Below are 25584 nucleotides of genomic sequence, written 5' to 3' on the forward strand. Positions count from 1 at the left end.
GACGAGCCCCCACCCCGTTGGAGACCCCCATGCCCCTCGCCGCGTCCTTGGCAGCAGAGCGCATCGACACCGGTGACACCGCCTGGCTGCTCGCCGCCACCGCCCTCGTGCTGCTGATGACCCCGGGCCTCGCCCTCTTCTACGGCGGCATGGTCCGCACGAAGAGCGTCCTCAACATGCTGATGATGAGCTTCGTGTCGATCGCGCTGGTCACCGTGGTGTGGCTGGCCGCCGGCTACTCGCTCGCCTTCGGCGACGACCTCGGCGGCGGGCTGATCGGCGGTCTGCAGCACGCCGGGATGGCCGGTCTCGGCCCGGACAGCGTGCAGGGCACGGTCCCCACCCTCCTCTTCGCCACCTTCCAGCTCACCTTCGCGATCATCACGGCGGCCCTCGTCAGCGGCGCGGTCGCGGACCGCGTGAAGTTCGGGGCGTGGCTGGTGTTCGTGCCGGTCTGGGCACTGCTCGTATACGTTCCCGTCGCCCACTGGGTCTGGGGTCCGGGCGGCTGGATCCTGGAGCACCTCGGCGCCCTCGACTTCGCGGGCGGTCTGCCGGTCGAGATCACCTCGGGCGCCTCGGGCCTCGCCCTCTGCCTGGTCCTCGGCCCGCGGCTCGGCTTCAGGAAAGACGCCATGCGCCCGCACAACCTCCCCATGGTCATGCTCGGCGCCGGTCTCCTCTGGTTCGGCTGGTTCGGCTTCAACGCCGGCTCCGCGCTCGGCGCGAACGGCCTCGCCGCCGCCGTCTTCCTCAACACCCTCGCCGCCGGCTGCACCGGCCTGCTCGGCTGGCTCTTCGTCGAGCAGAAGCGCGACGGCCACCCGACCACCCTGGGCGCCGCGTCCGGCGCGGTCGCGGGCCTGGTCGCCATCACCCCGTCCTGCGGCTCGGTCTCGCTCCTCGGCGCCCTGGTCGTCGGCCTGGGCGCCGGTGTCGTCTGCTCGTACGCCGTGAGCTGGAAGTTCAGGCTGAATTACGACGACTCGCTCGACGTCGTCGGCGTCCACCTGGTCGGCGGTGTCATCGGCACCCTGCTGATCGGCGTCTTCGCGGAGAAGGCGATGACCGGTGGCACCGAGGGCCTCCTCTACGGCGGCGGGCTCGCCCAGCTCGGCAAGCAGGCGGTGGCCGTGGTCGTCGTGGCGGCATACGCCTTCGTCCTCACGTACGCGATCGCCAAGGTGATCGACAAGGCGATGGGCTTCCGCGCGAGCGAGGAGCACGAGCACACCGGCCTGGACCTTACGGTGCACGCCGAGACGGCATACGATCACGGCGTCCTGGGCCACGGCGCCCCGGTCAGCTCCTCCGTCGTCCCCTCCGCCCAGAAGGTCAAGTCCCAGGCATGAAGCTCATCACCGCGATCGTGAAGCCCTACCGCCTCGACGAGGTGAAGACCGCCCTCCAGGAGATCGGCGTCCACGGCCTGACCGTGACCGAGGCCAGCGGTTACGGCCGTCAGCGCGGCCACACCGAGGTGTACCGCGGCGCCGAGTACCAGGTCGACCTCGTACCCAAGGTCCGCATCGAGGTCGTCGTCGACGACGCCGACTCCGACGCCGTCATCGACGCGATCGTCAAGGCCGCACAGACGGGGAAGATCGGGGACGGGAAGGTGTGGGCACTGCCGGTCGAGACGGTCGTACGGGTCCGGACGGGAGAACGCGGGCCCGACGCGCTCTGAGCAGCAGGACCGTTCCCAGTACCGCGATCACCAGCAGGAGCACCGCGACCAGCCAGGGCAGGGCGAAGAAGGACGCGCTCGCCGATTCCCTGGTGTCCTTGGCGCTGGCCGTCAACGTGACGTCGCCCCAGTCGAGTTGGGGTGCGCCGTGCCAGGGTTCGGTGAGGTGGACGCGTTGGCCGGGGAGGAGTTCGGCGGGGATGCGGGTCAGGTCGCGGGACAGGAGTGTGCGGCCGAACAGGCCTTTCGCGCGCAGCTCCACCTTCGGGTCGAGGGTGACGTTGCCGGTGTTGTGCAGGGTGTAGGAGATCGTCGCCGTGCTGTCACCGAGGCCGGGGACGAGGGGCTGGTGGTGGACGACGTGGACGTTCTCGACCGAGATCGCGGAGAGGGTCGGGCCGCCGACACGCAGGTAGACCCGGGCGGCGACCGCCCTCTGGACGCCCAGCGCGAGCGATCCGGAACCCTGGTCGATCCGTTCGTCGAGGGCGACCAACGCGCCCGGGTGGTCGCCGGGTTCGGCGCCCTCGGGGACAGTGAGCGTGAAGGGTACGGTGACCTTGCCGTGCGCCGGGACGGTGATCCGGGACTTGGCCGGCCGGGCCCAGGCACCCACCCCCCGCTGCTTCTCCTTCACCGTCTTCACGGCGAACCCGCCGTCCCGCGCCGTGTTGTAGGCGTCGGCGGCGTACATCCGGAAGGTCAGCGGCTTCCCGGTCTTGTTGGCGACGACCACCTTGTCCGAGATGGTCGTCCCGGGATCGGCGGAGAGATAGAAGTACGGCCGTGCGCCGAGCTTCGACGCGGCCGGGTAGACGGACCAGCTGCCGTTGTCGGCGGCATGCGCGGGCGCGGCCGACAGCGCGGCCAGGACCAGGCCCAGGAGGAGGACGTACAGCTTGCGCATGGGTGCGGACCCCCACGTGTGGAAGATTTGGACGGGCGGGTGCGGACGCCCGTACGGTCGATCAGCTGAGCGTGAGGGTCAGGACCCCGGAGTACGAACCGGGAGGCGTGAACGCCGGTACGTCGAGGGAGAGCCCCGCGTCCGCCGTGAACTCACCGCCGGTGACCGTGCCGTTGGGGGTCGACGCCAGCGTCGCGCCCGAACTGCCCACCACACCGGCCGAACCCGCCTGGCAGGTGCTCGGACTGCCCGCCTTGGTGGCGCAGGCGGGGGTCCAACTCAGCTTGCTCGCATCGATCTTGGCGCCGGGCCCGGTGAAGTCGGTTACCTTACCGGTGAGCGACCAGCCGGCCGGCCCGCCACGGAAGTCCTGCACGGTGACCGTCCGCAGCGCGCCGGTGGAGGCCCCGCCCGTGCCGAACTTGACCGCCGACAGCGCCACGGAGTCCCCGTCCTGGGACATCGACAGCGTGCCCGCGTTCACGGTCGTCGTGATCTTCTGACTCCCGGGCGGAATCGGCGTGTTGTCGACGACGGTGTACGCGGCCGCCGGTGAGCCGAGAGCCTCGGTCCACGCGCTGCCCTCGTACGCCACGATCCCGGTCGTCGTCTTGTCGTTGACGACGAGGGGAGCGCTGATCTTGCCGTCGGAACCCGCGGTGGTGGTCGCCGTGTCCCCGGTCTGGGTGTCCCCGGACCGCCCGGCCAGGGTCACCGTCGCGCCCGCCGTGAACCCGGTGCCGGTGACGGTGACGCTGTCACCGGGGTTGCCGGTGGCCTTGTCGAGGCCGATGGCACGGTTGTTGACCGGCGTGCTGGTGTCCGTCGCCGTGAGGGTCTCGGAGACCGGCGCGGGCGGGTTGGTCACCGTGCACGGGGTGTCCAGCTCCAGGATGTAGCTGGTGTGGATGTTGTAGTCGCCGGGCGAGAGAGTGATCGACCCGGCGGCGGTGACCTTGAAGGTGCCGGTCATGGAGAACGACGGGAAGGCGCCGTTGCCCGGCACCGGGTCGTTCTTCTTCGGTCCCGCGACCGTGATGTCACCGGTCTGCGCCCCGCCGAGGGTGACCTTGCCGGTGGGCGTCATGATGTCGGCCGGCAGGGCGATCGCGGTGGGGTTGCTGGCGGCGGGCTTGACCACCGTGTAGGTCACGGTGACGGTGTCACCGACGTCCGGGGTGGTGTCGCTCACCGCGATGTTGGCGGTGGTGGTGCCGTCGATCGGCGGGATGCCGGCGACCGCGGGCGGGATGCAGTGCGTGGCGAAGTCCACGTCCGTGGCGGCGCCGGCCGGACAGGCCAGTGCGCCGCCCGCGGTGACCGCGAGCGCGGTCGCCCCGAGCAGAGACGCCCAGCGGCGTCTTCGGTTCTGCGTTCCCATGGGTGTGTGCCCCCTCTCTTCTGCGCTCACTGGGGGCATTGATGTGTGGATCGCGTGAGAAGTCAATGGAGAGCGCGAAATGAACTGATGGACCGTCAGTTCCTGTTCGTCGCCCAGGAACTGACGGTCCGTTTGCTGTGAACGAACCGGGAGGGCTCAGTCGAAGACGAACGGGCCCGGGGACTGCGCGGCGGTCGCCGTGCAGGTGATGGTGATGCCGAAGACGGTCATCGTGAGCGAACCGCCGTAGGCCTCCAGGCTGTCGCCGGAGGCGACGGTGCCGCTGAGCGGGCCGACGGTGACGGGGTCGCCGGCGGCCATCGCCGGGTTCTCCGTGCCGGTGAAGGAGGTGGTTCCGCCGGTGGTGTTGTTCACGAAGGTGAGGTCGGAGGTGATGGAGTCCGCCGACAGGGCGATCGGGGCGGTGATCGCGGACGAGGTGAGGGTGACGGTGGCCGCCGTGCCGTCCTGGGTGGCGGTGAGCGTGGCCTCGCCGCCGCCGAAGGCTCCGCAGTCGGCGGTGATCGTGGCGGTGTCGGGGGTGACGGCCGCGGCCGTCGGCGCGAAGGCGAGTCCGGTGACCGCGAGGGTCCCGACCGCCAGTGCCGCACCCATACCAATGCGCTTGCGTCTCATGGGGGTTCAGCTCCCTTCCCGCGTACGGGAACTTCTGGGGGGAATTGGGGGGTGGCTGTATGTGCGCCCCGACGGAACGTCCACGGCAGGCGGGTGCGGCGCGCTGCGCGGCTCGGAATCTGACGGTCCGTCGGAACCAACGTTCCCATTGATACGCGAGGGAAGAGGAACTGCAAGCCGGAATTCCGGCCAAGTGTTACCGGGGGTATCAGCCTGCGGTCACGGTGGTACGCACGGTGCCGTCGGCGCCCGCGACCAGCACCGGAGTCCCCGCGCCGCCCAGATCCCGGACCGCCGCCAGGTCCTCCTCGGCGGCCGATTCCGCCTCGGTCACCACGGCCGCCGCCTCCAGCGACTTCGCCCCGGACGCCACCGCCATGGCCACCGCGGTCCGCAGCGCGCTCAGCTTCAGCGACGGGAGGTCGACGGTCCCGGCGGCGTACGTACGACCGGTCTCGTCCCTGACGGCAGCCCCCTCGGGCACACCGTTGCGGGCCCGCGCGGAACGGGCCAGGGTGACGATCTTGCGGTCCTCGGGATCAAGCGCGCTGCTGTCGGTCATGAGCCGAGCATACGTACTCAGGAACGGTCGAGGCGCAGCCGCTCGGCCCGCGGCAGACCGGCCACCACTAGGTCGTACGAGTCCTCGATCAGCTCCCGCACCAGCCGGTCGGGCAGGCCGCCGTCCACCGTAACGGTGTTCCAGTGCCGCTTGTTCATGTGATACCCGGGGATGATCAACCCCTCATGCTCGGCGCGCAGCCGGATCGCGTCCTCGGGCTCGCACTTGAGGTTGACCGTCAGGGGACGACCGTCCAGGTTCACCAACGCGAAGAGCTTGCCCAGGACCTTGAAGACGGAGGTCTCCGGGTTGAACGGGAAGTCCTCCACGGTCGCGTTGAAGGACAGACAGAAGTCACGCAGTTCCTTCGGGGTCATACGGGGGTCTCCTCGCCGGGCCGCAGCCAGTGGTCGCTGCCGTACGGCTCCAGGATCAGTTCCAGCATGTCCGTGCCCCGGTTGCTCACCCGCATCCGGGCCTCCGGTCCCCCGTCGGTCTCCGTCACTCCTCCTTCGCCTCCTCCGCGGGCGGGTCCGCCGGGCCCAGGGGCTCCACCAGGACCGTCACGATCTTGTTCCGGCGGCCGGAACCGGCCTCCGCGGTCAGGCGGAGTTCGCGGCCGTCCGGGAGTTCCACGACGCTCGACGCCTCGGCGATCGGGACCCGGCCCAGGGCCTTGGCCAGCAGCCCGCCGACGGTCTCCACGTCCTCGTCGTCGTACTCGTCGAGGCCGTACAGCTCGCCCAGATCCGTGATGTCGAGGCGGGCCGTGACGCGGTAGCGGTCGTCGCCGAGGTCCTGCACCGGCGGGAGTTCGCGGTCGTACTCGTCGGTGATCTCGCCGACGATCTCCTCGAGGATGTCCTCGATGGTGACGATGCCGGCCGTGCCGCCGTACTCGTCGATGACGACGGCGACGTGGTTGCGGTCCTGCTGCATCTCGCGCAGCAGATCGCCGGCGTTCTTGGTGTCGGGCACGAAGGCGGCGGGCCGCATGGCCGTCGAGACCAGCTCGGACTCGGCGTCGCGGCTGATGTGCGTCTTGCGGGCCAGGTCCTTGAGGTACACGATCCCGACGATGTCGTCCTCGCTCTCCCCCGTGACCGGAATGCGCGAGAAGCCGCTCCTGAGCGCCAGCGTCAGGGCCTGGCGGATGGTCTTGTAGCGCTCGATGACGATCAGGTCGGTCCGCGGCACCATGACCTCCCGCACGAGGGTGTCGCTCAGCTCGAAGACGGAGTGCACCATACGGCGCTCGTCGTCCTCGATCAGCGACTCCTTCTCGGCGAGGTCGACCAGCGCACGCAGCTCCGCCTCGGAGGCGAACGGGCCGCGGCGGAAGCCCTTGCCGGGGGTCAGCGCGTTACCGATCAGGATCAGGAGGTTGGGGATCGGGCCCATGATCCTGGCCAGCGGCAGCAGCACGTAGGCCGCCGCGGTCGCCGTGTTCAGCGGGTGCTGGCGGCCGATGGTGCGCGGGGAGACCCCGACGGCGACGTACGACACCAGCACCATCACGCCGATCGCGGCGAGCAGCGCGCGGGTGGTGCCGGAGAACTCCTGGAGACAGGCGTACGTCACCAGCGCCGCGGCCGCCATCTCGCAGGCGACGCGGACCAGCAGGGCGACGTTGAGATAGCGGGTCGGGTCGGCGGCGACCTGCGCGAGCTTGGCGCTGCCGCGACGGCCGGAGCGGACCGCCTCCTCCGCGCGGAAGCTGGAGATGCGCGCGAGACCCGCCTCCGCACAGGCGGCGAGCCAGGCCACGACGACCAGCGCGATGGCGCCCGCGACGATCTGAGGACTCATGGGGCGGCTCTACGAGACGGTGGGAGCCGGGGACGGGCCGGTCAGGCCCTTCTCGGCCCGCCAGCCGTCCACGATGGCCGCCTGCAGACCGAACATCTCGGCCTTCTCGTCGGGCTCCTCGTGGTCGTACCCGAGCAGGTGCAGCACGCCGTGGACGGTGAGCAGTTGGAGCTCCTCGTCCATGGAGTGCTGCGTCTCCGCCTCCTCGCCCTGCTTCTTGGCGACCTCCGGGCACAGCACGATGTCGCCCAGGAGGCCCTGCGGGGGCTCGTCGTCGTCCTTGCTGGGCGGCCGGAGCTCGTCCATCGGGAAGGACATGACGTCCGTCGGCCCCGGCAGGTCCATCCACTGGATGTGCAGCTGCTCCATGGCGTCGGCGTCCACGACGATCACCGAGAGTTCGGAGAGCGGGTGGATGCGCATCCGTGCGAGCGCGTAGCGGGCGATGTCGAGGATCGCCTGCTCGTCGACCTCGGTTCCGGACTCGTTGTTGACGTCGATCGACATGGTGCTGGCTTGTCTACTTCCGCTTGTTCCGGCCGCCCTTGTGGGTGCCGTTCTCCGTACCGTGGTGGCTGTCGTACTTCTCGTACGCGTCGACGATACGGCCGACGAGCTTGTGTCGTACGACGTCCTGGGACGACAGGCGGGAGAAGTGGACGTCCTCGACGCCCTCCAGGATGTCCTGCACCTGCCGCAGCCCCGACTTCGTGCCGTTCGGCAGGTCGACCTGCGTCACGTCACCGGTGATCACGATCTTCGACTCGAAGCCGAGCCGGGTGAGGAACATCTTCATCTGCTCGGGCGAGGTGTTCTGGGCCTCGTCGAGGATGATGAAGGCGTCATTCAGGGTGTTGTGGGTCAGCAGGTAGTCCGTGGTGATGTAGAGGGAGTCCTCGGCGGCCACCTGGATGCAGACGGTCTCCTCGCGGCCCGCCGGTTCGATGCTGTCGATGAACCGCATCGGACGTCCGCCGCCTCCGGCCGCGTGGTACTTGTCGCGCTTGCGGGCGAGACGGAAGGGTTCGATGCCTTCGGGGAGGCGGATGTCGACGACGAGAGTGTCGTGGCGGTGCGCCGCGAGTGCTGTGCCCTGCTTACGGTCTTCGGCGAGGCGACGGCGTGTGTACGCGACGCCACCGAGTGACTGGACCAAGGAGATGACGTCGTCACGCAGCAGGATCGACGCCGTCGAGAACTGGATCCGGCAGGTGCGGTCCTTCTGCACGACCGGGCCACCGTCGGAATCGAGCAGACCTTGGAGAACTGCCAGTCGCACCTCTGCGGAGTTCTGCAGGTAGTCGTCCGGGACGAACTTGGTGTGCGAGCGCGTTCGCAACAGGTCCAGTTCACGCATGACTCGCGTAACGGGATTCTCCAGGGTGACCACGTCGCCGGGGGACTTGACCCGGTTGAGAACATAGTCGGGTCCGCTCTTGTGCCGCACCGCGACACCGGGCAGCGCGGCCTCCAGTGCCTCCGCCAGCTCACGGTCCTCCGTGGAGAAGGACGGAGTGGTGGAGCCCGTGAGGCAGCCATCACCCAGCAGCAGTCCCAGCGCGTACGGGTCCATGGGGACCTCGCGCTCGGGGAAGCTGACCGGCGCCGTGAGCATCGGCAGCTCGTAGCGGCGAGCTTGGGCCGCGCGCAGGTTGCCGATCATCTCCTGGGTCTCCAGGACCCGCCACGGCTTGTCCCGACGTTTGTCCGAGGCCGTGCGGACAGTCCACAGGTGCTCGCCGCAGCACAGGGTCCAGGAGCCGTCCTGGGCCGTGACACGGTAGATGTCCCTCTCACCCTGCGGATAGACGCCAAGGACCGGAGTCGGTTCGCCGTTCGAACCAATGACCAGGTCACCGACCTGGAGGTCACCGATGGGGCGCCAGCCATCCGGTGTGAGGACGTTCGTAAAAAGCGGCTGCGAGCGTCCCCGCATATACGCCAGCGGCGCCACCTCAATAGTCCCCGCCGCCATCAGCCGAGGAATCGAGTCCGGGTCCAGCATGTCGTGCAGCGCGTCGTACAGCGGCCGCAGATACGGGTCGATCTTCTCGTACAGCGTGCCCGGCAGGAAGCCCAGCCGCTCCCCCGCCTCGACCGCCGGGCGGGTCAGGATGATGCGGTTGACCTGCTTGGACTGGAGGGCCTGCACCGCCTTGGCCATGGCGAGGTAGGTCTTGCCGGTGCCGGCGGGGCCGATGCCGAAGACGATCGTGTGCTTGTCGATCGCGTCGACGTACCGCTTCTGGTTGAGGGTCTTGGGGCGGATGGTGCGGCCGCGCGAGGAGAGGATGTTCTGGGTGAGGACCTCGGCGGGGGTCTCCTCCGGGCCGTCGCCGTTCTCACTCGCTCTGAGCATCGCGATCGAGCGTTCCACTGCGTCCTCCGTCATCGGCTGTCCGGTGCGGAGCACCAGCATCATCTCGTCGAACAGGCGCTGGATGAGGGCGACTTCAGCGGCGTCGCCGACCGCGCTGATCTCATTGCCCCGGACGTGGATGTCGGCCGCCGGGAAGGCCTTCTCGATCACGCGCAGGAGGGAGTCGCCGGAACCCAGCAGGCTGACCATCGGGTGCTGGGCGGGGACCGTGAACTGTGCTCTCGCCTGCCCCTGCGCGGGGGTGTGAGCTGTGGGTGTCTGAGTCATGGGCCGGCTCTGTAGGCCTTGCTCGTCCTCCTGAAAACGGCACGCTGCCCCGGTGGGCCGCCTGGCGGTTTCAAGGGTACGCCGGGGGACTGACAACGCCGTAGGGCTTTTCGGAGCCCCGGGAACTCCGGCCCACGCGGACTTTCCGGCCCACGCCGATCTTCCGGCCTACGCCGACTTGAAGCCGATCGTCGGCACCGCCCGCCGCAACGGCCACGGTCTCGCCGCCGTCTCCTCCGGGACCAGCTCATCCAGGAACGAGTACCGCCGCAGTGCCGCCGGCTCCTGCCCCTCCACCGACTGCACCTTCCGCCACCAGGCCCCGATCTCCGACCAGCCGGGCGCCGACAGTGAGCCGCCGAACTCCTGCACCGACAGCGCCGCCGTCAGCCCCGCGAAGGCCAGCCGGTCGGCGAGCGGCCAGTCGGCCAGCGTGCCGGTGACGAAGCCCGCCACGAAGACGTCGCCGGCGCCGGTCGGGTCGAGGGCCTCCACCGCGATCGCGGGCACCTCGGCGCTCTCCCCGGTCCGCCGGTCCACGGCGTACGCGCCCTCGGCACCGAGGGTGACGACGGCGAGCGGTACGTGCTCGGTGAGGGCGTGGGCCGCGGCGCGCGGGCAGGTGGCGCCCGTGTACCGCATGGCTTCCTCCGCGTTCGGCAGGAACGCCTCGCAGTGCTCCAGGTCGGCCAGCCCCGCCAGGTCCCAGGCGCCCGTGTCGTCCCAGCCGACGTCGGCGAAGACGCGGGCGCCCTTGCTCGCGGCCTGGGCGATCCAGGGGGCGCGCTTGCCGGGCGTGAGCGAGGCGATGGCGGCACGCGCGCGGGGCGGGCAGTCGGGCGCGGGCTCTTCCGGGGGCGGCTCGTGGCCGTGGGAGACCATCGTGCGCTCCCCCTCGTACGCCATCGAGACGGTGACCGGGGAGTGCCAGCCGGGCACGGTGCGCGAGGTGGCCAGATCGATGCCCTCGCCGGTCTCCAGGGCGTCCCAGCAGTACTCGCCGTAGTGGTCGTCGCCGAAGGCCGCCGCGAGGGAGGTCCGCAGCCCCAGCCGGGCCAGGGCCGTGGCCATGTTGGCGACACCGCCGGGGCTGGACCCCATCCCGCGCGCCCAGGACTCGGTCCCGCGCACCGGGGCGGAGTCGAGCCCGGTGAAGATGATGTCCAGGAAGACCGTGCCGGTCAGATACACGTCCCAGGGCGGATCGTCCGGTGTACGCAGGGCGACGAGCGGGTCGACCTGGGGCAGACAGGCCGCTGCCTTCGCGACGGACGACGGTCCCTTCCCGTTGGACGCGCTGGACGGGATCACGGTGCACTCCCTGAAATGGTGCGGTTCAGGCCAGTGTGCACCACACCACTGACAACCAGCCGCCGCTCACGCCGCAGCAGCGCAGGAGACGCCTACCAGCGAGGCACCGTCGGCGTCACCCACCCGGCGTCGGCGATCCGCATCGCCGCCGCGTCGTCCCGCTCGCGCAGCGACCCGTCGTCGTCGAGCCACCGCTGATGCAGGAACGCGAGCTTGTCGTGATCGAGTTCGACGCCCAGGCCGGGCAGGTCCGACACGGCCACCTTGCCGTTCTCGAAGGTCAGCCGCTGCGTGAGGACGTCCTCCGACTGCCAGGGGTAATGCGAGTCGCAGGCGTGGTGGAGGTTGGGGACGGTCGACGCCACGTGGGTCATCGCCGCCAGGCTGATCCCCAGGTGGGTGTTGGAGTGCATGGACACCCCGACGCCGAACGTCCGGCAGATCGCGGCGAGTTGCTGCGTGTTCCGCAGCCCGCCCCAGTAGTGGTGGTCGGAGAGCACCACCTGCACGGCGTCCTTGACGAACGCCTCCTTGATCTCGGCGAAGGTCGTCACGCACATGTTGGTGGCGAGCGGCACTCCCGTCGCCGCGGCGACCTCGGCCATCGCCGGGGTGCCCAGCGCCGGATCCTCCAGGTACTCCAGGACGTCCCCGACCTCCGCCGCCACCTTCAGCGAAGTCGCCACGGACCAGGCCCCGTTGGGGTCGAGCCGCAGCGGATGCCCGGGGAAGGCCTCGGCCAGCGCCCGCACCGCCGCGATCTCCTCGTCCGGCGGGAACACTCCGCCCTTGAGCTTGAAGGACGTGAACCCGTACCGCTGCTTGAACAGCCGCGCCTGCTCGACGACCCCGGCCGGATCCAGCGCCGCCCCCCAGTCGTCCTTCTCGCAGGCCACGCCCTCGGGATGGCCGGCCCACTTGTAGAACAGGTACGCGCTGTACTCGACCGCGTCCCGCACCTTGCCGCCGAGCAGCGCGTGCACGGGCAGCCCGAGCGCCTTGCCGAGGGCGTCGAGACAGGCGACCTCGAAGCCGGAGACGACGGACAGGCGCAGCTTGTCGGCGGTCTGGACACCGCGCAGTCCGCCGACGTCGACCTGTCCGGAGACCCGTGCGTCGTCGACGGCGACCTCGTCGGCGACCGTGAACAGACCGTTGAGGTCACTGACTTGACGACCCTTCAGCTTCTTCGCAAAGGGCCGGGCCAGCTCCAGGTACTTGGTGTCCCCGTACGTCTCCCCGACCCCGGTGATCCCGTCGGCCGTCACGACCTCCACGATCAGCCGGGGCGTGTACGGCTGGTGCACGCCCTGCGTGTTGAGCAGCGGCGGGTCGGCGACCAGGATCGGGGTCAGCCGCACGTCGGTGATCGTGAGGTTCACAGCGAGGCTCCTACGAGGTCGAGGCCGGTGGCGAGCAGGGTCCTGAGCTCGGCCAGGTCGGCGGGGGAGGGGTCGGTGAGCGGGGCGCGGACCGGGCCGACGGGGCGGCCGCGGAGCCGGGCCGCCGCCTTGACCAGCGACACGGCGTATCCCGGTACCCGGTCGCGGAGTTCGACGAGGGGGACGTAGAACTCGCGCAGGAACCGGTCCACGGTCTTGTCGTCACCGCCCCGCAGCGCGGCGAAGAACGCGTCGGCGATCTCGGGTGCGAAGGCGTGCACGGCGGAGGAGTAGGCGGGGACGCCGACGGTGGCGTAGGCGCGGGCCTGGATCTCGGCGGTGGCGGCGCCGTTGAAGAAGAGGAAGCCCTCGGGGGCGGCCAGGGTGAGGCGCTGGAGGCGGTCGAGGTCGCTGTGGCCGTCCTTGAGGCCGATGACGTTCGGGATGTCCGCGATCCGCCTCAACGAGGCCGGGGTGAAGGCGACTTGGCCGCGCTGGTAGGCGATGAGCGGGAGCCGGGTGCGGGCGGCGATCTGCTCCAGCTGGGCGACCAGGCCGTCCTGCGGGGCGGCGACCAGGTAGTGCGGCAGCACGAGCAGCGCGTCGGCGCCGGACTCCTCGGCGATGCGCGCGAAACGGACGGCCTGCGCCCAGCCGTACCCGATCCCGGCGACGACGGGCACGCGTCCGCCCGCCTCCCGCACCGAGATGCTCACGACCTGCCGGTACTCGTCCTCGTCCAGCGAGAAGAACTCGCCGGTGCCGCAGGCCGGGAAGACCGCGCCGGGTCCGGTGGCGAGTTGTGCCGCGACATGGGCGCGGAAGCCGTCGGGGTCCAGGGAGCCGTCCTCGTGGAAGGAGGTCAGCGGGAAGGAGAGCACGCCGTTCCCCATCCCGTCCCGCAGCCTCCGCACAGTCGTCCCGGCTTCCCCAGCCATGAGGTCTCCCCATATAGATGACATCTACGTATGGAGACAAAGCCTAGATATGCGAACGGGGGCAGTCAACAGCCCGGCACCGGCCGACTACCATCGCCCCATGTCGGAGACAGGCGGCGGGGTCCGCGAGGTGAAGTCGGCGGCGCGGACGGTCGAACTGCTGGAACTGCTCGCCGAGCGCGGCGACCGGCCGGCCCGGCTTCAGGAGCTGGCGGACGCGCTGGGCGTGCCGCGCAGCTCGATGTACGCGCTGCTGCAGACGCTGATCGGCCGGGGCTGGGTGCGCACGGACATCACCGGCTCCCTCTACGGCATCGGCATCCACGCCCTGCTGACCGGCACCAGCTATCTGGACTCCGACCCGCGGGTCCGGGCCGTACGCCCCTACCTCGACGAGGCCTCGGAGGCGCTCGGCGAGACGATCCACCTGGGCCGCCTCGACGGACGGAACGTCGCGTACCTGGCGACCCGCGAATCGCACGAGTACCTGCGCACGATCAGCCGCGTCGGCCGCCGTCTGCCGGCCCACGTGGGCGCGCTGGGCAAGGCCCTGCTGGCCGAACGCCCCGACACCGACCTCCCCGAGGACCCGTACGAGTCCCTCACCCCCAACACCCGCACGACCCGCGCCGCCCTGACCGCCGACCTCGCGACGACCCGCACCCGCGGCTACTCGATCGACCGCGAGGAGGGCGTCCTCGGCATCGTCGGCTTCGGCTTCGCGCTCCGCTACGAGACCCCGGCCCAGGACGCGATCAGCTGCTCGGTACCGCTGGCCCGGCTGACTCCGGAACACGAGGAGCGGATCGTGGCGGTCATGCGGGAGATCCGGACGAAGATCGAGGCGACGGCACGGGGTGCCGGCGGCGCCGTTCACTGGCGCTAGCCGACCCGAAATCCCCGAACCGGCACCCTCGTCTACCCGACCTCCCCCACCCCAAACACAACGTGCGCCACATCACACCCCCTCCCCTTTCTCCACAACCGCCTGCTTGATACAACTTGCTCGCGCGTTCCTGTCCGTCGACGGTCGTCGCCCAACCCCCTTTCCTGAACCGTCTCTTTCGCATGCCCTGGGAACGCCCGTGTTCGCCCGCACCACCCCCTGGCCCCTCGTCGCCCTTTTCACGGCCGGGTACCTCGCCCCGTACCTCCTCCCGACCACCGTCGGCCGCTTGGACTCGGGACTTCCGCTCTCCGCCACCCAGGCCGGCGCCATCGGCAGTGCGCTGCTGCTGAGTTCGGCGGCCGCCGGGTTCGCCCTGGCCTCCCGCGTCGACCGGATCGGCCCCCGCACCCTCGCCCGCATCGGCCTCGCCCTGGCCGTCCTCGGCTACGGCACCGCCGCCCTCACCGACAGCGTCCCGGCCGTCGTCATGGGCACCCTCGTCGGCGGATTCGGATCCGGTACGGCGACGACGGTCGCCGCCACCGGAATCGCCGCCCAGCCCGACCCGCACCGCACGACGACCCTCGGCCTGCTCGGCGTCTCCGCACTCGCCGGCGCGGTCTATCTGACGGTCCCCCACCTGGGCGCGGGACACGGCCGGCCGCTCGCCGCGATCGCCCTCACCGCGCTCGCCGTCTGGCCGCTCACCGGCCGGCTCCCCCTCCGCACGGCGGTCGCACACACACCTCTCGACGGCACCCGCCTCCCCCACCTCCGCTCCGGCCTGACCCTCGCCGCCGCGATGCTCTGCTGGTCCCTCGCCCAGAACTCCCTCTGGGGCGTCAGCGGCCGTATCGGCCTCGACCAGGCGCATCTGACGGAGGCGACGGTCGGCGTGGTCTTCGCGGTGGCGCTCGGCGCGGGGCTGCTGGGCGTGACGGTCGCGGGCGCGGTGGGGCCGCGGTTCGGGCGGGCGGTGCCGGTGGGGGCGGGGACGGCGGTCATCGCCGCGTGCATCGTGCTGAGCGCGTCGGCGACCAGCCTCACCACTTTCGCGGCCGGCGAGGTCGCCTGGAACCTGCTCTACCCGGTAGTCCTGTCGTACGTCATCGGCCTGGCCGCGTCCCTCGACCCGCGCGGGCGTTGGGCGGTGCTGGTGGGTTCGGCGTCGTCGCTGGGGACGGCGGCGGGGCCGGTGACGGGGAGTCTGCTGGCCGCGCGGACCGGGTTCCCGGTGATGGGAGTCGTTTTGGCGGTGGGGTTGGTCGTGATCGCCGTGCCGATGACGGTTGTTGCACTGGGTGCGGGTCGGTGGGAGCTTGTCGCGCCTCGCGGCGGAGCCGCATATGAACACGGCCCCGCGCCCCTGTCGGGGCGCGAGACCGCACCGGACGTTGCCAAGGCCGCCTAGAACTCGTAAGCCTCCACCTCGGCCAGATACCTCGCCCGCCGCTCCTCGTCGTCCTCCAGGAAGGACGCGAGGAAGGAGTTGCGGGCCAGTTCCCGGAGGCGGTCCTCGGTCAGGCCCAGCGCCGAGCGCACCGCGTCGAAGTTCTCGCCCGCGTAACCGCCGAAGTACGCCGGGTCGTCGGAGTTGACCGTGCACATCAGGCCCGCGTCGAGCATCGCCGGGAGCGGGTGGTCGGCGAGGGTGTCCACGGTCCGCAGGCGGACGTTGGACAGCGGGCACAGGGTCAGCGGGACGCGGTCGCGGACGAGCCGTCGTACCAACTCCGCGTCCTCCATGCACCGCAGCCCGTGGTCGACCCGCTCCACGCCGAGGATGTCCAGCGCCTCGGTGATGTACTCCGGCGGCCCCTCCTCACCGGCGTGCGCGACCCGTCGTAGACCCAGGGCCGCCGCGGCCTCGTACACCTCGCGGAACTTCACCGGCGGGTGCCCGACCTCGGCGGAGTCGAGGCCGATGCCGGTGATCCGGTCGAGGTACGGCTTCGCGGCCTCCAGGGTGGCAAGGGCCGACTCGGCGGACTCGTCGCGCAGGAAGCACATGATCAGCCGGGTCGACACGCCGTGGTTCGTCTCGCTGCTCCCCAGCGCGCGCCACAGCCCCTCCACCACCGTGCCCATCCCGACGCCCCGGGCGAGGTGTGCCTGCGGGTCGAAGAAGATCTCCGCGTGCCGGACGCCCTGCGCGGCGGCGCGGGCGAGGTAGGCGTTCGCGAGGTCCTCGAAGTCCCGCTCGGTGCGCAGGACGGCCATGAGCTCGTAGTACAGGTTCAGGAAGGACTGGAGGTCCTGGAAGTCGTACGCCTTGCGGAGCTCGTCCGTGTCGGCGTACGGCAGCTCGACGCCGTTGCGGGCGGCGAGCTCGAAGGCGAGCTCGGGCTCCAGGGTGCCTTCGATGTGGAGGTGCAGTTCTGCTTTGGGGAGGGGCATCGCAGCATCGTACGGGTGTTTTATCGCCGTTTCGGAACCGGCACCCGGAGAAGATCGTGCGCGACCGTCAGCTCGCCCTCGAAGCCGGCGGCCCTCGCCTGCCGTTCGAAGTCGTCGGGTTCGGTGTACCGCTGGCTGAAGTGCGTGAGCACCAGATGCCTTACGCCCGCCTCGCGCGCGACCGTCGCCGCCTGCCCGGCGGTGAGGTGGCCGTGCTCCACCGCGAGGTCGGTGTCCTCGTCGAGGAAGGTCGACTCGATGACGAGCATGTCGCAGCCGTCGGCGAGGGCGTACACGCCGTCGCACAGCCGGGTGTCCATGACGAACGCGAACCGTTGGCCTCGCCGGATCTCGCTGACGTCGTCGAGGGTTACGCCGTTCAGCACGCCCTCGCGCTGGAGGCGGCCGACGTCCGGGCCCTTGATGCCGTGCGCGGCGAGGCGGTCGGGGAGCATGCGGCGGCCGTCGGGTTCGGTGACGCGGTAGCCGTACGACTCGACGGGGTGCGAGAGGCGGTGGGCGTCGAGGGTGTAGGCGGGGGTGACCGCGAGCTCGCCGTCCTCGTCGACGGGGGCCTCGGTGAGGGCGACCGTCTCGCGGTACGCCGTCGCGTGGCGCAGGCGGTCGAAGAAGCGCTGCCCGGACTTCGGGTAGTGGGCGGTGACCTCGTGCGGGACCCGGTCGAGGTTGATGCGCTGGATCACGCCGGCGAGGCCGAGGGAGTGGTCGCCGTGGAAGTGGGTGACGCAGATCCGGTTCAGGTCGTGCGCGGCGACACCGGCGCGGAGCATCTGGCGCTGGGTGCCCTCGCCGGGGTCGAAGAGGATGCCCTCGCCGTCCCAGCGCAGGAGGTAGCCGTTGTGGTTGCGGTGCCGGGTGGGGACCTGGCTGGCTGTGCCCAGGACCACCAACTCGCGTACGGACATGGCAGGTTGCTAACCGGGGGCCACTGGAGGCCGCGGCCTCCGATGATGTGGGCGTGGGCGTGGAAGACGGTCTGGCCTGCGCCGGCGCCGGTGTTGAAGACGATGCGGTAGCTGTCGAGCTTGTCCTCCTCGGCGACGAACTCCGCTTCACGGAGGACATCGGCGGCGATCGCCGGTTCGGCGGTGGCGAGGGTGACGGCGTTCGGGTAGTGGACCTTGGGGATCACCAGGACGTGGGTGGGGGCCTGCGGGTTGATGTCCCGGAAGGCGACGGTGGTCTCGGTCTCGCGGACGATGGTCGCCGGGACGTGGCCCTCGACGATCTTGCAGAACAGGCAGTCGTCCTGCGGCTCCCCTGACATTCGCTCTCCTCAAGCCGGTTGATCGACGTATGGGGGCACATCGTATCGAGGGACCTCAGTCAAGGCCCGGCGGTGCCTTGGCAGGGGTTTCCTCCAACGCCTCCAGCGCGATCCGTACCGCCTCGTCCAGCTGTACGTCCCGCCCCGCCGCGTAGTCCTGCGGAGTCTGCACCACCTCCACGTCCGGCTCCACCCCCCGGTTCTCCACACCCCACCCGTAACCCTCCAGCCAGATCGCGTACTTGGGCTGGGTGATCAGCGTGCCGTCGACCAGGTGATAGCGGCTGTCGATGCCGATCACGCCGCCCCAGGTGCGGGTGCCGACCACCGGGCCGATGCCCAGCGCCTTGATCGCCGCGTTGACGATGTCGCCGTCCGAGCCCGACCACTCGTCGGCGACGGCGACCACGGGGCCGCGTGGGGCGTCCTCGGGGTAGCTGTACGGGCGCATGCCTCGGGGGACGCCCCAGCCGACGATGCGGCGGGCCAGTTTCTCCACGACCAGTTGGCTGGTGTGGCCGCCCGCGTTCTCGCGGACGTCGACGACCAGGCCCTCGCGGGTCACCTCGACGCGCAGGTCGCGGTGGATCTGGGCCCAGCCGGGGGCCTGCATGTCGGGGACGTGGAGGTAGCCGAGGCGGCCGCCGGAGCGTTCGTGGACGTAGGCGCGGCGGTCGGCGACCCAGGCGTGGTAGCGGAGGGGGGTTTCGTCGGCGAGCGGGACCACGACTGCGTGGCGAACGTCGCCGCCGCCGGAGGGGGAGATGGTCAGCTCGACCGGCTTGCCCGCCGTGCCGACGAGGAGCGGGCCGGGGCCGGTGACCGGGTCGACCGGGTGGCCGGCCACCGCGACGATCGCGTCGCCGGGGCGGACCGCGACGCCGGGCGCGGCGAGCGGGGAGCGGGCGTCCGGGTCGGAGGTCTCGGCGGGGAGGATGCGGTCGACCTGCCAACTGCCGTCCTCGTGGCGGGAGATGTCCGCGCCGAGCAGGCCCTGCCGGGCGCCGTTGCCGTGGCCGCCGTGCGCGACGACGTACGCGTGCGAGGTGCCGAGCTCGCCCTGGACCTCCCAGAGCAGGTCGACTAGGTCGCCGTGGGTGGCGATGCGGTCGAGGACGGGGCGGTAGCGCTCCAGGACACCGTCCCAGTCGACGCCGCCCATGTCCGTACGCCAGAAGTGGTCCCGCATGATGCGGCCCGTCTCCTCGTACATCTGCCGCCACTCGGCGGCCGGTTCGACGGTCTGGCGGACCCGGGTGAGGTCGACGGTGATGTTGGTGTCGCTGTCGTCGTCACCGGAGGCGCGCCGGTCGCTGGGCACGACCTTGAGCCGGCCGTCGGTGCTCAGCAGCACCCGCTTGCCGTCGCCGCTGACCTCGAAGTCGTCGGCGTCCGAGGCGAGGTACTCGACGCGCTGCTGGACGAGGTCGTAACGCTCCAGCTCGGTCTTGGGCTCGGGGGCGTCCGGGGTGGCCCGGGAGGAGCCGAGGACGCCGTGCACCGGGTGGCGCAGCCACAGCACGCCGTCCTTGGCGGCGCGCAGGCCGGTGTAGCGGGCGGCCTCGACCGGGAAGGGCACGATCCGGTCGGCGAGTCCTTCGAGGTCGATACGGGTGGCGGGGGTGCCCTCGCTGTCGGGCGTCTCGTCCTTGTCGGGGGCGTCGAAGGGGCGTCCGTGCCGCTGCGGTCCGAAGGGTGACGGGGTGGTCGCCGCGAGGGTGATGAGGTGCGGTCGGTCGCCGGTCACGAAGGCCAGGTCGAAGACGTGCTCGTCGTAGACCGGGTCGAAGGAGCGGCTGGAGAGGAAGGCGAGGTGCTTGCCGTCGAGGGTGAAGGCGGGGTCGTAGTCCCGGAAGCGGAGCGGGGTGGCCTCGGTGACCGAGAGGTCGGTGGTGTTGGCGAGACGGAGCTGGCAGAGGGGGCGCGGGCCAGGGTGGGACCAGGCGAGCCAGGCCGAGTCGGGCGAGAAGGCGAGGCCGGACACCTCGCCGTCCTCGCTGCGGTCGACCTCCCGGACCTCGCCGGACTCGCGCTCGACGAGCAGCAGCCGTCCGTCGTGCGAGGCGACGGCGGTACGGCTGCCGTCGGGGGCCGTCTGGAGCTCCAGCACGCGGCCGAGCCGGCCGGCGGCGATCCGGCGCGGCCGGGATCCCGGCGCGAGCCCGGTGGCGGGGGCGAACTCCAGGGCGTCGTCGCCCTCGGCGTCCGTCACCCACACCACCCACTCCTCGCCCTCGACGCGGAAGGTGCGCGGGAGGCGGGCCCGTACGCCGGGCTCGGCGGCGAGCGCGCGGGCCGGTCCCGAGCGGTGGGTGATCCAGTGGACGGCACCGCGCACCTCGATCGCGCTGCCGCGCGCGGTGCGGTCGGGCACGGCCGACTCGAGCCGGCGGACGCCGTTCACCGGGAAGGGCTGGAGGCCCGCGCGCGGCCCGCCGAGCCGGATGTCCAGCCTGTGCGGCTCGGCGCCGTCGAGGTCGTCCAGGAGCCACAGCTCACCGGCGGCCGAGTACACGACCCGCGTGCCGTCGCCTGCGGCCTGGCGGGCGTAGAAGCCGTCGAGGGGCGTGTGCCGGCGTAGATCCGACGCGTCCGCGAGGGAGGAGTAGAGCGCGCCGGTGCCCTCGTGGTCGGACAGGAACGCGATCCGGTCCCCCGCCCACACAGGGTGCTCGATGTTCCCGTCCAACTCCTCATGCAGGCGTACGAACTCCCCGTCCCCCTCCCGGTCGATCCACAACTTGCCCGCCGTACCGCCCTTGTAGCGCTTCCACCAGGCGGCCTCGGACTGCATGGGCGCGGTGGCGAGGACGGTGTGCGGGCCGTGGGCGATGCCGCCGACGGGGCCGTACGGGAGGGTGGTGGCGGGTCCGCCGTCGAGGGGGACGGCGTACGCCCAGGTCCGGCGGGAGCTGGCCCTGCCGTGCGCGCTGGTCACGAGAACCTGTCCGTCGGGGGTCCAGCCGCGCACCCGGGCGCCCCAGCCGCCCCAGTACGTCAGCCGTCTGCTCGGTCCGCCGTCCACCGGCGCCACGTGCACCTCGGCGGCGCCGTCGCGGGTGGAGCTCCAGGCGACGGTGGTGCCGTCGGGCGAGATGCGGGGCTGGTTCACCGGTACGTGGTCCGCGCTGACGCGCCGGGCCCAGCCGCCGTCGAGCGGGGCGAGCCACACGTCGTCCTCGGCGGTGAAGGCCACCAACTCGCCGTGCACATGCGGGAACCGGAGATACGCCGGGGCGGGGGGCTGCGTCACGCGATCACCCTATGCAGCGGTGGCGTCGCAGGTCGGGGGTTTTGATCACTTGCCCTCGACGGGCCAGCACTTGGGGTCGCCCTTGCACCAGATGGTCTTGGTGACGGTCACCGTGACGGTGGGCCCGGGCTGCTGTCCGTTGCCGTTGCTGGGGTTGACGATCGGCGAGGGGGTCGCGTTGCAGTTGCCGAGCCCGGTCACGTGGAACCAGGTCTTCCCGCCGACCTTGGCGGTGAGATCCCCCCGCACACACGCCCCGTCGACAGCTCGCGTCACCTTCCCGGTGACCGTGATGTCCTTCCCGTCCTTGGTCTGCCCCTGGCAGTCCACGTTGGCGACGGTGGTCTCACTGGCCGAGGGCGTCGACTTGCCCGGCGTGTAGGCCTTGTTGTTGTTCCCGTAGTTGGCGGTGCAGCTCAGCCACTCGACGTCGACGTGCTGGTTCTCCAGCTCCTTGGTCGCGGTCTGGTCGGTCGTGTACGCGATGGACGCGGAGCTCAACGCCCCGGGATCACACGCGACGACCCCGCCCACGGCGACGACCGCGAGCGCCGCCACAGCTGCCACTCGCGCTCCACGTGGGCGAACCCAAATAGACCCCGATGCCCCCATGGAGGGCAGCCTCCCACTTGAGGGCGTGGCGCGGTAGACCACAAGCGGTCAGGATGTGCGCGGTGCGTCCGACGGGGTGCGCTCACCTGCGCACTCCGTCAACTGTCATCGGGGGGAGGGATCTTGTCCCAATCGGGGGTATCGGTCGTACGTCCGCGCGATCGTCGCGTGCTCATGCGGGTCGCTGTTGCCGGTGGTCCGGGTGAAGTCGATGCGGTCGTCGCGCTGTTGGAGGGACAGAACTGGTCCGTCGAGCGCGAACCTGCCGGGGATCTGCTCGTCGAGGCACGGGTCCAGGGTGCCCGCCGAGGGGCGGTGGGGCATGCCGTCCGGGATGCCGACTTCCTGACGCGGCATGCGGGGTTGGGAGCGTGGGTACGGGAAGCCGCGCTCGTGGACCCGGAGTTGCCGACGCGCGTGATCTACCACGTGTACCGCTCCGAATCGCACGAGGGCGGGGACGGCCCGATCTCGGCGGCGTTACGCACGATGACCGGCCGGACTGCCGATCACCGACTCATCAGCGTCCCCGTCGGCACGGACCACGCGACGGTACGGCAGGAGCTCTCGCAGGCCGACTTCGCCGGCCACCACTTCGACGCGGCCCACCACACCCTGCGGGTCGACTGGTCGTCAGAGGAGCAACCACCGCCCGCGAGCTCGGTCGAGGAGACCCGCCTGCTGCTCTACGGATGTGCGCTGGCTCTCTGCCCGGGTCCAGCGGCACGGGCGGCGACCTGGCTGTTTCCCGGATCCGGGCTCTTCTGGCTGGTGCTCGTGCTCATGTGCACCACGCCTTTCGTCTTCCGCTCCCGGTTCACGACACGAATGGGACGCACCCTGTGCACCGGCGAACGCCACACACCGCTGGAATTCAAGATCGTGGGTGTGATCCTCACCGCCGGTCTGACCGTGGTGGGCGTGGGAAGCGCACTCGTCCTCGCACCCATCGCATGGCTCCTGGTCACCGTGAGCGCGGTGTTCGGCGTCTGGCTCGCCGTGCGCGACACCGTGCTCACCCGGCACGCGGCGTGGATCGTTCCCCTGGCCGTCCCGGCCCTGTGGCCCGTCGCGGCCTGGCTCGGCGGCCAGGCCCACGAGGCCTATCTTCGCCAGTTCGGCATTCCCGCAGAGGAAGTGCCCGTGTCCGCCCTGTCCACGTACGGCGCCGCCCTGCCCATTCTGTGGAAGGTGGCCGTCGATCTCCTGGTGGTCCTCGGCCTGCTCGGCTGGGCGCGCCACCTGCATCTGGTGTACCGGGCCACCCGCGCCGCGATCCTGTCGATCATTTGCGTGGCATCGGCGCTCGCGGTCACGTACACCGTCCTCACGGGCCTGGACGACGCCGGGTCGGCCGCCGTGGACGCCCAGCAGGCCGTCGCTCTGCACAGCCGTACGCCCGCCGAGTTCCACGGGCTTCAGGGCACTCTCGTCTGTGTCCTCCTCGTCGACCCCGGCAAGGAGATCCCCGTGGACAACGGCCCCGTCCCGACCACGCCCGTGCTGTCCTTCGGTTCCTCCGCGGACTGGATCCACCTCTGGGACCCGAACGGCTACCGCGGCTTCGCCGTCCGACGTGAGGATGTCCGGATCCTGGCCCCGAAGCTCACCCTCGGAGCAGCAACCACTCCTGCAACTCCACCAAGTTGCCCTCAGGATCCTTGAGATGGGCCACCCGCATGCGGTCCGTCATAGGTGCGGGTCCCTGTAGCAGGACCGCGCCGCGGTCGGTGATCTGCTCGCAGTAGGTGTCCAGGTCGTCGACCCGCAGCACCACCAGCGAGCGGTGGCCGGTGGCCGCGTCGCCCAGTTCTCCGAGCACCGCCGCCATCATTGAGCGGTCCTGGAGGGCGATGCCCGCCGAGCCGGTGGTCGGGCTGAACTTCTCGTACGGGCCCTCGGTCGCGCCCGACTGCGGCTTGAGGCCGAGGACCTCGGCGTAGAAGCGGTAGCAGGCGGCGAAGTCGCCGACGAGGAGCCGGACCTGGGCGAGTTCCACGGTGTTCCCCCTGTCGTCAGGACCAGCGGCCGGTACGGCCCAGGAGCAGGGCCGCGGCCGCTGTCCCGGCGGTCGATGTACGCATCACGGTAGGCCCCATGAAGTACGCCTTCGCCCCCGCCTCCTCGAAGAGCGCCAACTCGTCCTTGGCGACGCCCCCTTCGGGCCCCACGACCAGCACGATCTCGCCCCGGGAGGGGAGTTCGGCGGTGGCGAGGGGCGCGCCGGCGTGTTCGAAGTCCGAGTGGAGTACGGCGGCGAAGTCGGCTTTGGCGAGAAGTGCGGCAACCTGCTTGGTCGTCGCCGCGTCCGCGATCTCCGGGAAGCGCACCCGGCGGGACTGCTTGCCGGCCTCGCGCGCGGTGGCCCGCCACTTGCCGAGCGCCTTCAGTCCCCGCTCGCCCTTCCACTGGGTGATGCAACGGGCCGCCTGCCAGGGCACGATGCCGTCGACGCCGACCTCGGTCATGGTCTCCACGGCGAGTTCGCCGCGGTCGCCCTTGGGCAGCGCCTGCACGACGGTGATCCGGGGCGCGGGCTCCGGCTCCTCGGTCACCGCACCCGGCCGGACGACCAGCCGGTCCTTGCCCTCGGCCGCGACCACCGCGCATTCCGCCCAGCGCCCGGCACCGTCCGTGAGCACGACCGTCTCCCCCGGCTGGAGCCGCTTCACGGAGACCGCGTGCCGCCCCTCGGGCCCGTCGAGCACGAACTCCCCGCCGGTGCCGCCCAGTTGGTCGACGACGAACACCGGCGCGGTCATCGCAGGTCCCCCTTGCCGGACAACGCTGTCCTGGCGGCCTCGAGTTCGGCGGCAAGGACCTCGACCAGTTCGCCGGCGGGCAGCTCGCGGGCCATGCGGTGTCCCTGCCCGGCCCACAGCGCCATGCCCTGCGCGTCGCCCGCCGCGGCGGCCTTCTTGCGCAGCGGCGAGGTGATGTGGTGGACCTCGGGGTAGGCGGCGGGGGCGTACGGGCCGTGCTCGCGCATGAAGCGGTTGACCAGGCCGCGGGCCGGGCGGCCGGAGAAGGCTCGGGTCAACTCCGTACGCGTGAACAGGGGGTTGGTCAGCGCCTGCTTGTGGACCGCGTTGGCGCCGGACTCGGGCGTCGCGAGGAACGCGGTGCCCAGCTGGGCCGCGGTGGCGCCGGCGGCGAGGGCGGCGGCGATCTGCGAGCCGCGCATGATGCCGCCGGCGGCGACGATCGGCAGCTCGACGGTCTCGCGGACCTGCGCGATGAGTGAAAGGAGCCCGATGCCGGAGCCGTCGTGCTCCGGGACGTCCCGGTGGGTGCCCTGGTGACCGCCGGCCTCCACGCCCTGCGCGATCACCGCGTCGGCGCCGGCCCGCTGCACGGCGAGGGCCTCCTCGGGGGTGGTCGCGGAGACCAGGGTGAAGGTGCCGACGCGGCGCAGGGACTCCAGCACCTCGCCGGTCGGGACGCCGAAGTGGAAGGAGACGATCGGCACCGGGTTGTCGAGGAGTACGGCGAGCTTGGCGTCGTAACCGTCGTCGCGGCCGCTGTCCGGGTCGCCGAGCTCGGTCTCGTACCAGGCGGCCTCGCCGGCCAGCTGGTGCGTGTAGATCTCGATCGCACCCTGGTCCGCATACTCCGGCTGCGGCATGAAGAGGTTCACGCCGAAGGGCCTGCTGGTGATCCCCCGGAGCTGCTTGATCTCCTGGTACATGCCGTCGGCGGTCTTGTACCCGGCGGCCAGGAACCCCAGCCCGCCGGCCTCGGACACGGCGGCGGCGAGATGCGGCACGGAGACGCCGCCGGCCATCGGGGCCTGCACGATCGGATGCGGAAAGAGATCGGTCAGCGCGGAGGACATGACCGCATGTTGTCACGTCCTCCGAACAAGTCCGAATCGGGTGTCCCTGT

Annotated in this window: 25 protein-coding genes and 1 pseudogene; 5 read left to right on the forward strand and 21 right to left on the reverse strand. The window is 71.0% G+C overall.

The window, feature by feature from the left end; all coding sequences use genetic code 11:
• Positions 1-29: 29 nt before the first annotated feature.
• Entirely contained in the window at positions 30-1352 is a 1323-nt protein-coding gene (locus tag ACQEWB_RS16335; RefSeq protein ID WP_432831517.1) for an ammonium transporter, read from the forward strand.
• Entirely contained in the window at positions 1349-1687 is a 339-nt protein-coding gene (locus ACQEWB_RS16340) for a P-II family nitrogen regulator (protein ID WP_356349612.1), read from the forward strand. The genes ACQEWB_RS16335 and ACQEWB_RS16340 overlap by 4 nt, the downstream gene beginning before the upstream one ends.
• On the opposite strand, the gene ACQEWB_RS16345 is transcribed toward ACQEWB_RS16340, so the two are convergent.
• The 12 genes from ACQEWB_RS16345 to ACQEWB_RS16400 all read right to left on the reverse strand — a co-directional run bounded on the left by ACQEWB_RS16345 (position 1581) and on the right by ACQEWB_RS16400 (position 13260).
• Positions 1581-2594, reverse strand: coding sequence for a WxL protein peptidoglycan domain-containing protein (locus tag ACQEWB_RS16345; RefSeq protein ID WP_432831519.1), 1014 nt, complete (start codon positions 2592-2594; stop codon positions 1581-1583). The genes ACQEWB_RS16340 and ACQEWB_RS16345 overlap by 107 nt on opposite strands.
• Before the next feature lie 61 nt (positions 2595-2655).
• On the reverse strand, positions 2656-3975 hold the full coding sequence (locus ACQEWB_RS16350; RefSeq protein ID WP_432831521.1) for a beta-xylosidase: 1320 nt from the start codon (positions 3973-3975) through the stop codon (positions 2656-2658).
• Positions 3976-4131: 156 nt separating this feature from the next.
• Positions 4132-4611 carry a hypothetical protein gene (locus tag ACQEWB_RS16355; RefSeq protein WP_432831523.1) on the reverse strand — a complete coding sequence of 160 codons (480 nt, stop codon included), beginning with the start codon at positions 4609-4611 and terminating at the stop codon, positions 4132-4134.
• A gap of 208 nt (positions 4612-4819) precedes the next feature.
• Positions 4820-5173 (reverse strand): cytidine deaminase, encoded by a 354-nt coding sequence (locus ACQEWB_RS16360; RefSeq protein WP_432831525.1) that lies wholly within the window; start codon positions 5171-5173, stop codon positions 4820-4822.
• Positions 5174-5190: 17 nt separating this feature from the next.
• Positions 5191-5550 carry an MmcQ/YjbR family DNA-binding protein gene (locus tag ACQEWB_RS16365; RefSeq protein ID WP_432831527.1) on the reverse strand — a complete coding sequence of 120 codons (360 nt, stop codon included), beginning with the start codon at positions 5548-5550 and terminating at the stop codon, positions 5191-5193.
• A complete protein-coding gene (locus ACQEWB_RS16370; RefSeq protein WP_432831529.1) occupies positions 5547-5678 on the reverse strand; it encodes a hypothetical protein in 132 nt (43 codons plus the stop codon). Before ACQEWB_RS16370 ends, ACQEWB_RS16365 begins: the two co-directional genes overlap by 4 nt.
• A complete protein-coding gene (locus ACQEWB_RS16375) occupies positions 5675-6982 on the reverse strand; it encodes a hemolysin family protein (RefSeq protein ID WP_432831531.1) in 1308 nt (435 codons plus the stop codon). The genes ACQEWB_RS16370 and ACQEWB_RS16375 overlap by 4 nt, the downstream gene beginning before the upstream one ends.
• A 9-nt stretch (positions 6983-6991) precedes the next feature.
• Entirely contained in the window at positions 6992-7489 is a 498-nt protein-coding gene (ybeY, locus tag ACQEWB_RS16380; RefSeq protein WP_133041065.1) for an rRNA maturation RNase YbeY, read from the reverse strand.
• Positions 7490-7502: 13 nt separating this feature from the next.
• Positions 7503-9629, reverse strand: coding sequence for a PhoH family protein (locus ACQEWB_RS16385; protein WP_432831534.1), 2127 nt, complete (start codon positions 9627-9629; stop codon positions 7503-7505).
• A gap of 168 nt (positions 9630-9797) precedes the next feature.
• Positions 9798-10940: a carbohydrate kinase family protein gene (locus ACQEWB_RS16390; RefSeq protein WP_432831536.1), complete on the reverse strand. Its 1143-nt coding sequence runs from the start codon at positions 10938-10940 to the stop codon at positions 9798-9800.
• A gap of 92 nt (positions 10941-11032) precedes the next feature.
• Complete coding sequence (locus tag ACQEWB_RS16395) at positions 11033-12322, reverse strand: glucarate dehydratase family protein (RefSeq protein WP_432831538.1); 1290 nt, start codon at positions 12320-12322, stop codon at positions 11033-11035.
• Positions 12319-13260 carry a 5-dehydro-4-deoxyglucarate dehydratase gene (locus ACQEWB_RS16400; protein ID WP_432831540.1) on the reverse strand — a complete coding sequence of 314 codons (942 nt, stop codon included), beginning with the start codon at positions 13258-13260 and terminating at the stop codon, positions 12319-12321. The genes ACQEWB_RS16395 and ACQEWB_RS16400 overlap by 4 nt, the downstream gene beginning before the upstream one ends.
• 100 nt (positions 13261-13360) lie before the next feature.
• Here ACQEWB_RS16400 and ACQEWB_RS16405 point away from each other — a divergent pair, with 100 nt between their 5' ends.
• Both ACQEWB_RS16405 and ACQEWB_RS16410 read left to right on the forward strand, forming a co-directional pair.
• On the forward strand, positions 13361-14146 hold the full coding sequence (locus tag ACQEWB_RS16405; protein ID WP_432831542.1) for an IclR family transcriptional regulator: 786 nt from the start codon (positions 13361-13363) through the stop codon (positions 14144-14146).
• Positions 14147-14345: 199 nt separating this feature from the next.
• Positions 14346-15560: an MFS transporter gene (locus ACQEWB_RS16410; RefSeq protein ID WP_432831544.1), complete on the forward strand. Its 1215-nt coding sequence runs from the start codon at positions 14346-14348 to the stop codon at positions 15558-15560.
• Here the strand turns inward: ACQEWB_RS16410 and ACQEWB_RS16415 are convergent.
• From ACQEWB_RS16415 to ACQEWB_RS16440, 6 genes and pseudogenes are all read right to left on the reverse strand, one after another.
• The gene (locus tag ACQEWB_RS16415) at positions 15557-16546 is read right to left on the reverse strand and encodes an adenosine deaminase (protein ID WP_432831546.1); all 990 of its coding nucleotides are present in this window, start codon (positions 16544-16546) and stop codon (positions 15557-15559) included. The genes ACQEWB_RS16410 and ACQEWB_RS16415 overlap by 4 nt on opposite strands.
• Positions 16547-16566: 20 nt before the next feature.
• On the reverse strand, positions 16567-17472 hold the full coding sequence (locus tag ACQEWB_RS16420; RefSeq protein WP_432831547.1) for a ribonuclease Z: 906 nt from the start codon (positions 17470-17472) through the stop codon (positions 16567-16569).
• A gap of 14 nt (positions 17473-17486) precedes the next feature.
• A pseudogene (locus ACQEWB_RS16425) lies at positions 17487-17834 on the reverse strand (histidine triad nucleotide-binding protein); the annotation flags it as partial.
• Between the two features lie 55 nt (positions 17835-17889).
• Positions 17890-21087 carry a S41 family peptidase gene (locus tag ACQEWB_RS16430; RefSeq protein WP_432831549.1) on the reverse strand — a complete coding sequence of 1066 codons (3198 nt, stop codon included), beginning with the start codon at positions 21085-21087 and terminating at the stop codon, positions 17890-17892.
• 45 nt (positions 21088-21132) lie between these two features.
• On the reverse strand, positions 21133-21699 hold the full coding sequence (locus ACQEWB_RS16435; RefSeq protein WP_432831551.1) for a hypothetical protein: 567 nt from the start codon (positions 21697-21699) through the stop codon (positions 21133-21135).
• Between the two features lie 105 nt (positions 21700-21804).
• A complete protein-coding gene (locus tag ACQEWB_RS16440; RefSeq protein WP_432831553.1) occupies positions 21805-22056 on the reverse strand; it encodes a hypothetical protein in 252 nt (83 codons plus the stop codon).
• A 36-nt stretch (positions 22057-22092) separates the two neighbouring features.
• Here ACQEWB_RS16440 and ACQEWB_RS16445 point away from each other — a divergent pair, with 36 nt between their 5' ends.
• On the forward strand, positions 22093-23364 hold the full coding sequence (locus ACQEWB_RS16445; RefSeq protein WP_432831554.1) for a hypothetical protein: 1272 nt from the start codon (positions 22093-22095) through the stop codon (positions 23362-23364).
• Here the strand turns inward: ACQEWB_RS16445 and ACQEWB_RS16450 are convergent.
• Genes ACQEWB_RS16450 through ACQEWB_RS16460 form a run of 3 tightly spaced genes read right to left on the reverse strand, consistent with a single transcriptional unit; the run spans position 23306 to position 25534 of the window.
• Positions 23306-23698, reverse strand: a complete 393-nt coding sequence (locus ACQEWB_RS16450; RefSeq protein WP_432831556.1) for a VOC family protein — start codon at positions 23696-23698, stop codon at positions 23306-23308. The genes ACQEWB_RS16445 and ACQEWB_RS16450 overlap by 59 nt on opposite strands.
• A gap of 16 nt (positions 23699-23714) precedes the next feature.
• Positions 23715-24461: a 16S rRNA (uracil(1498)-N(3))-methyltransferase gene (locus ACQEWB_RS16455; protein WP_432831558.1), complete on the reverse strand. Its 747-nt coding sequence runs from the start codon at positions 24459-24461 to the stop codon at positions 23715-23717.
• A complete protein-coding gene (locus tag ACQEWB_RS16460) occupies positions 24458-25534 on the reverse strand; it encodes a nitronate monooxygenase (RefSeq protein ID WP_432831560.1) in 1077 nt (358 codons plus the stop codon). The genes ACQEWB_RS16455 and ACQEWB_RS16460 overlap by 4 nt, the downstream gene beginning before the upstream one ends.
• Positions 25535-25584 lie beyond the last annotated feature (50 nt).

The organism is Streptomyces sp. CA-249302 (genome assembly GCF_050936785.1).
In the GTDB taxonomy this organism is placed as follows: domain Bacteria; phylum Actinomycetota; class Actinomycetes; order Streptomycetales; family Streptomycetaceae; genus Streptomyces.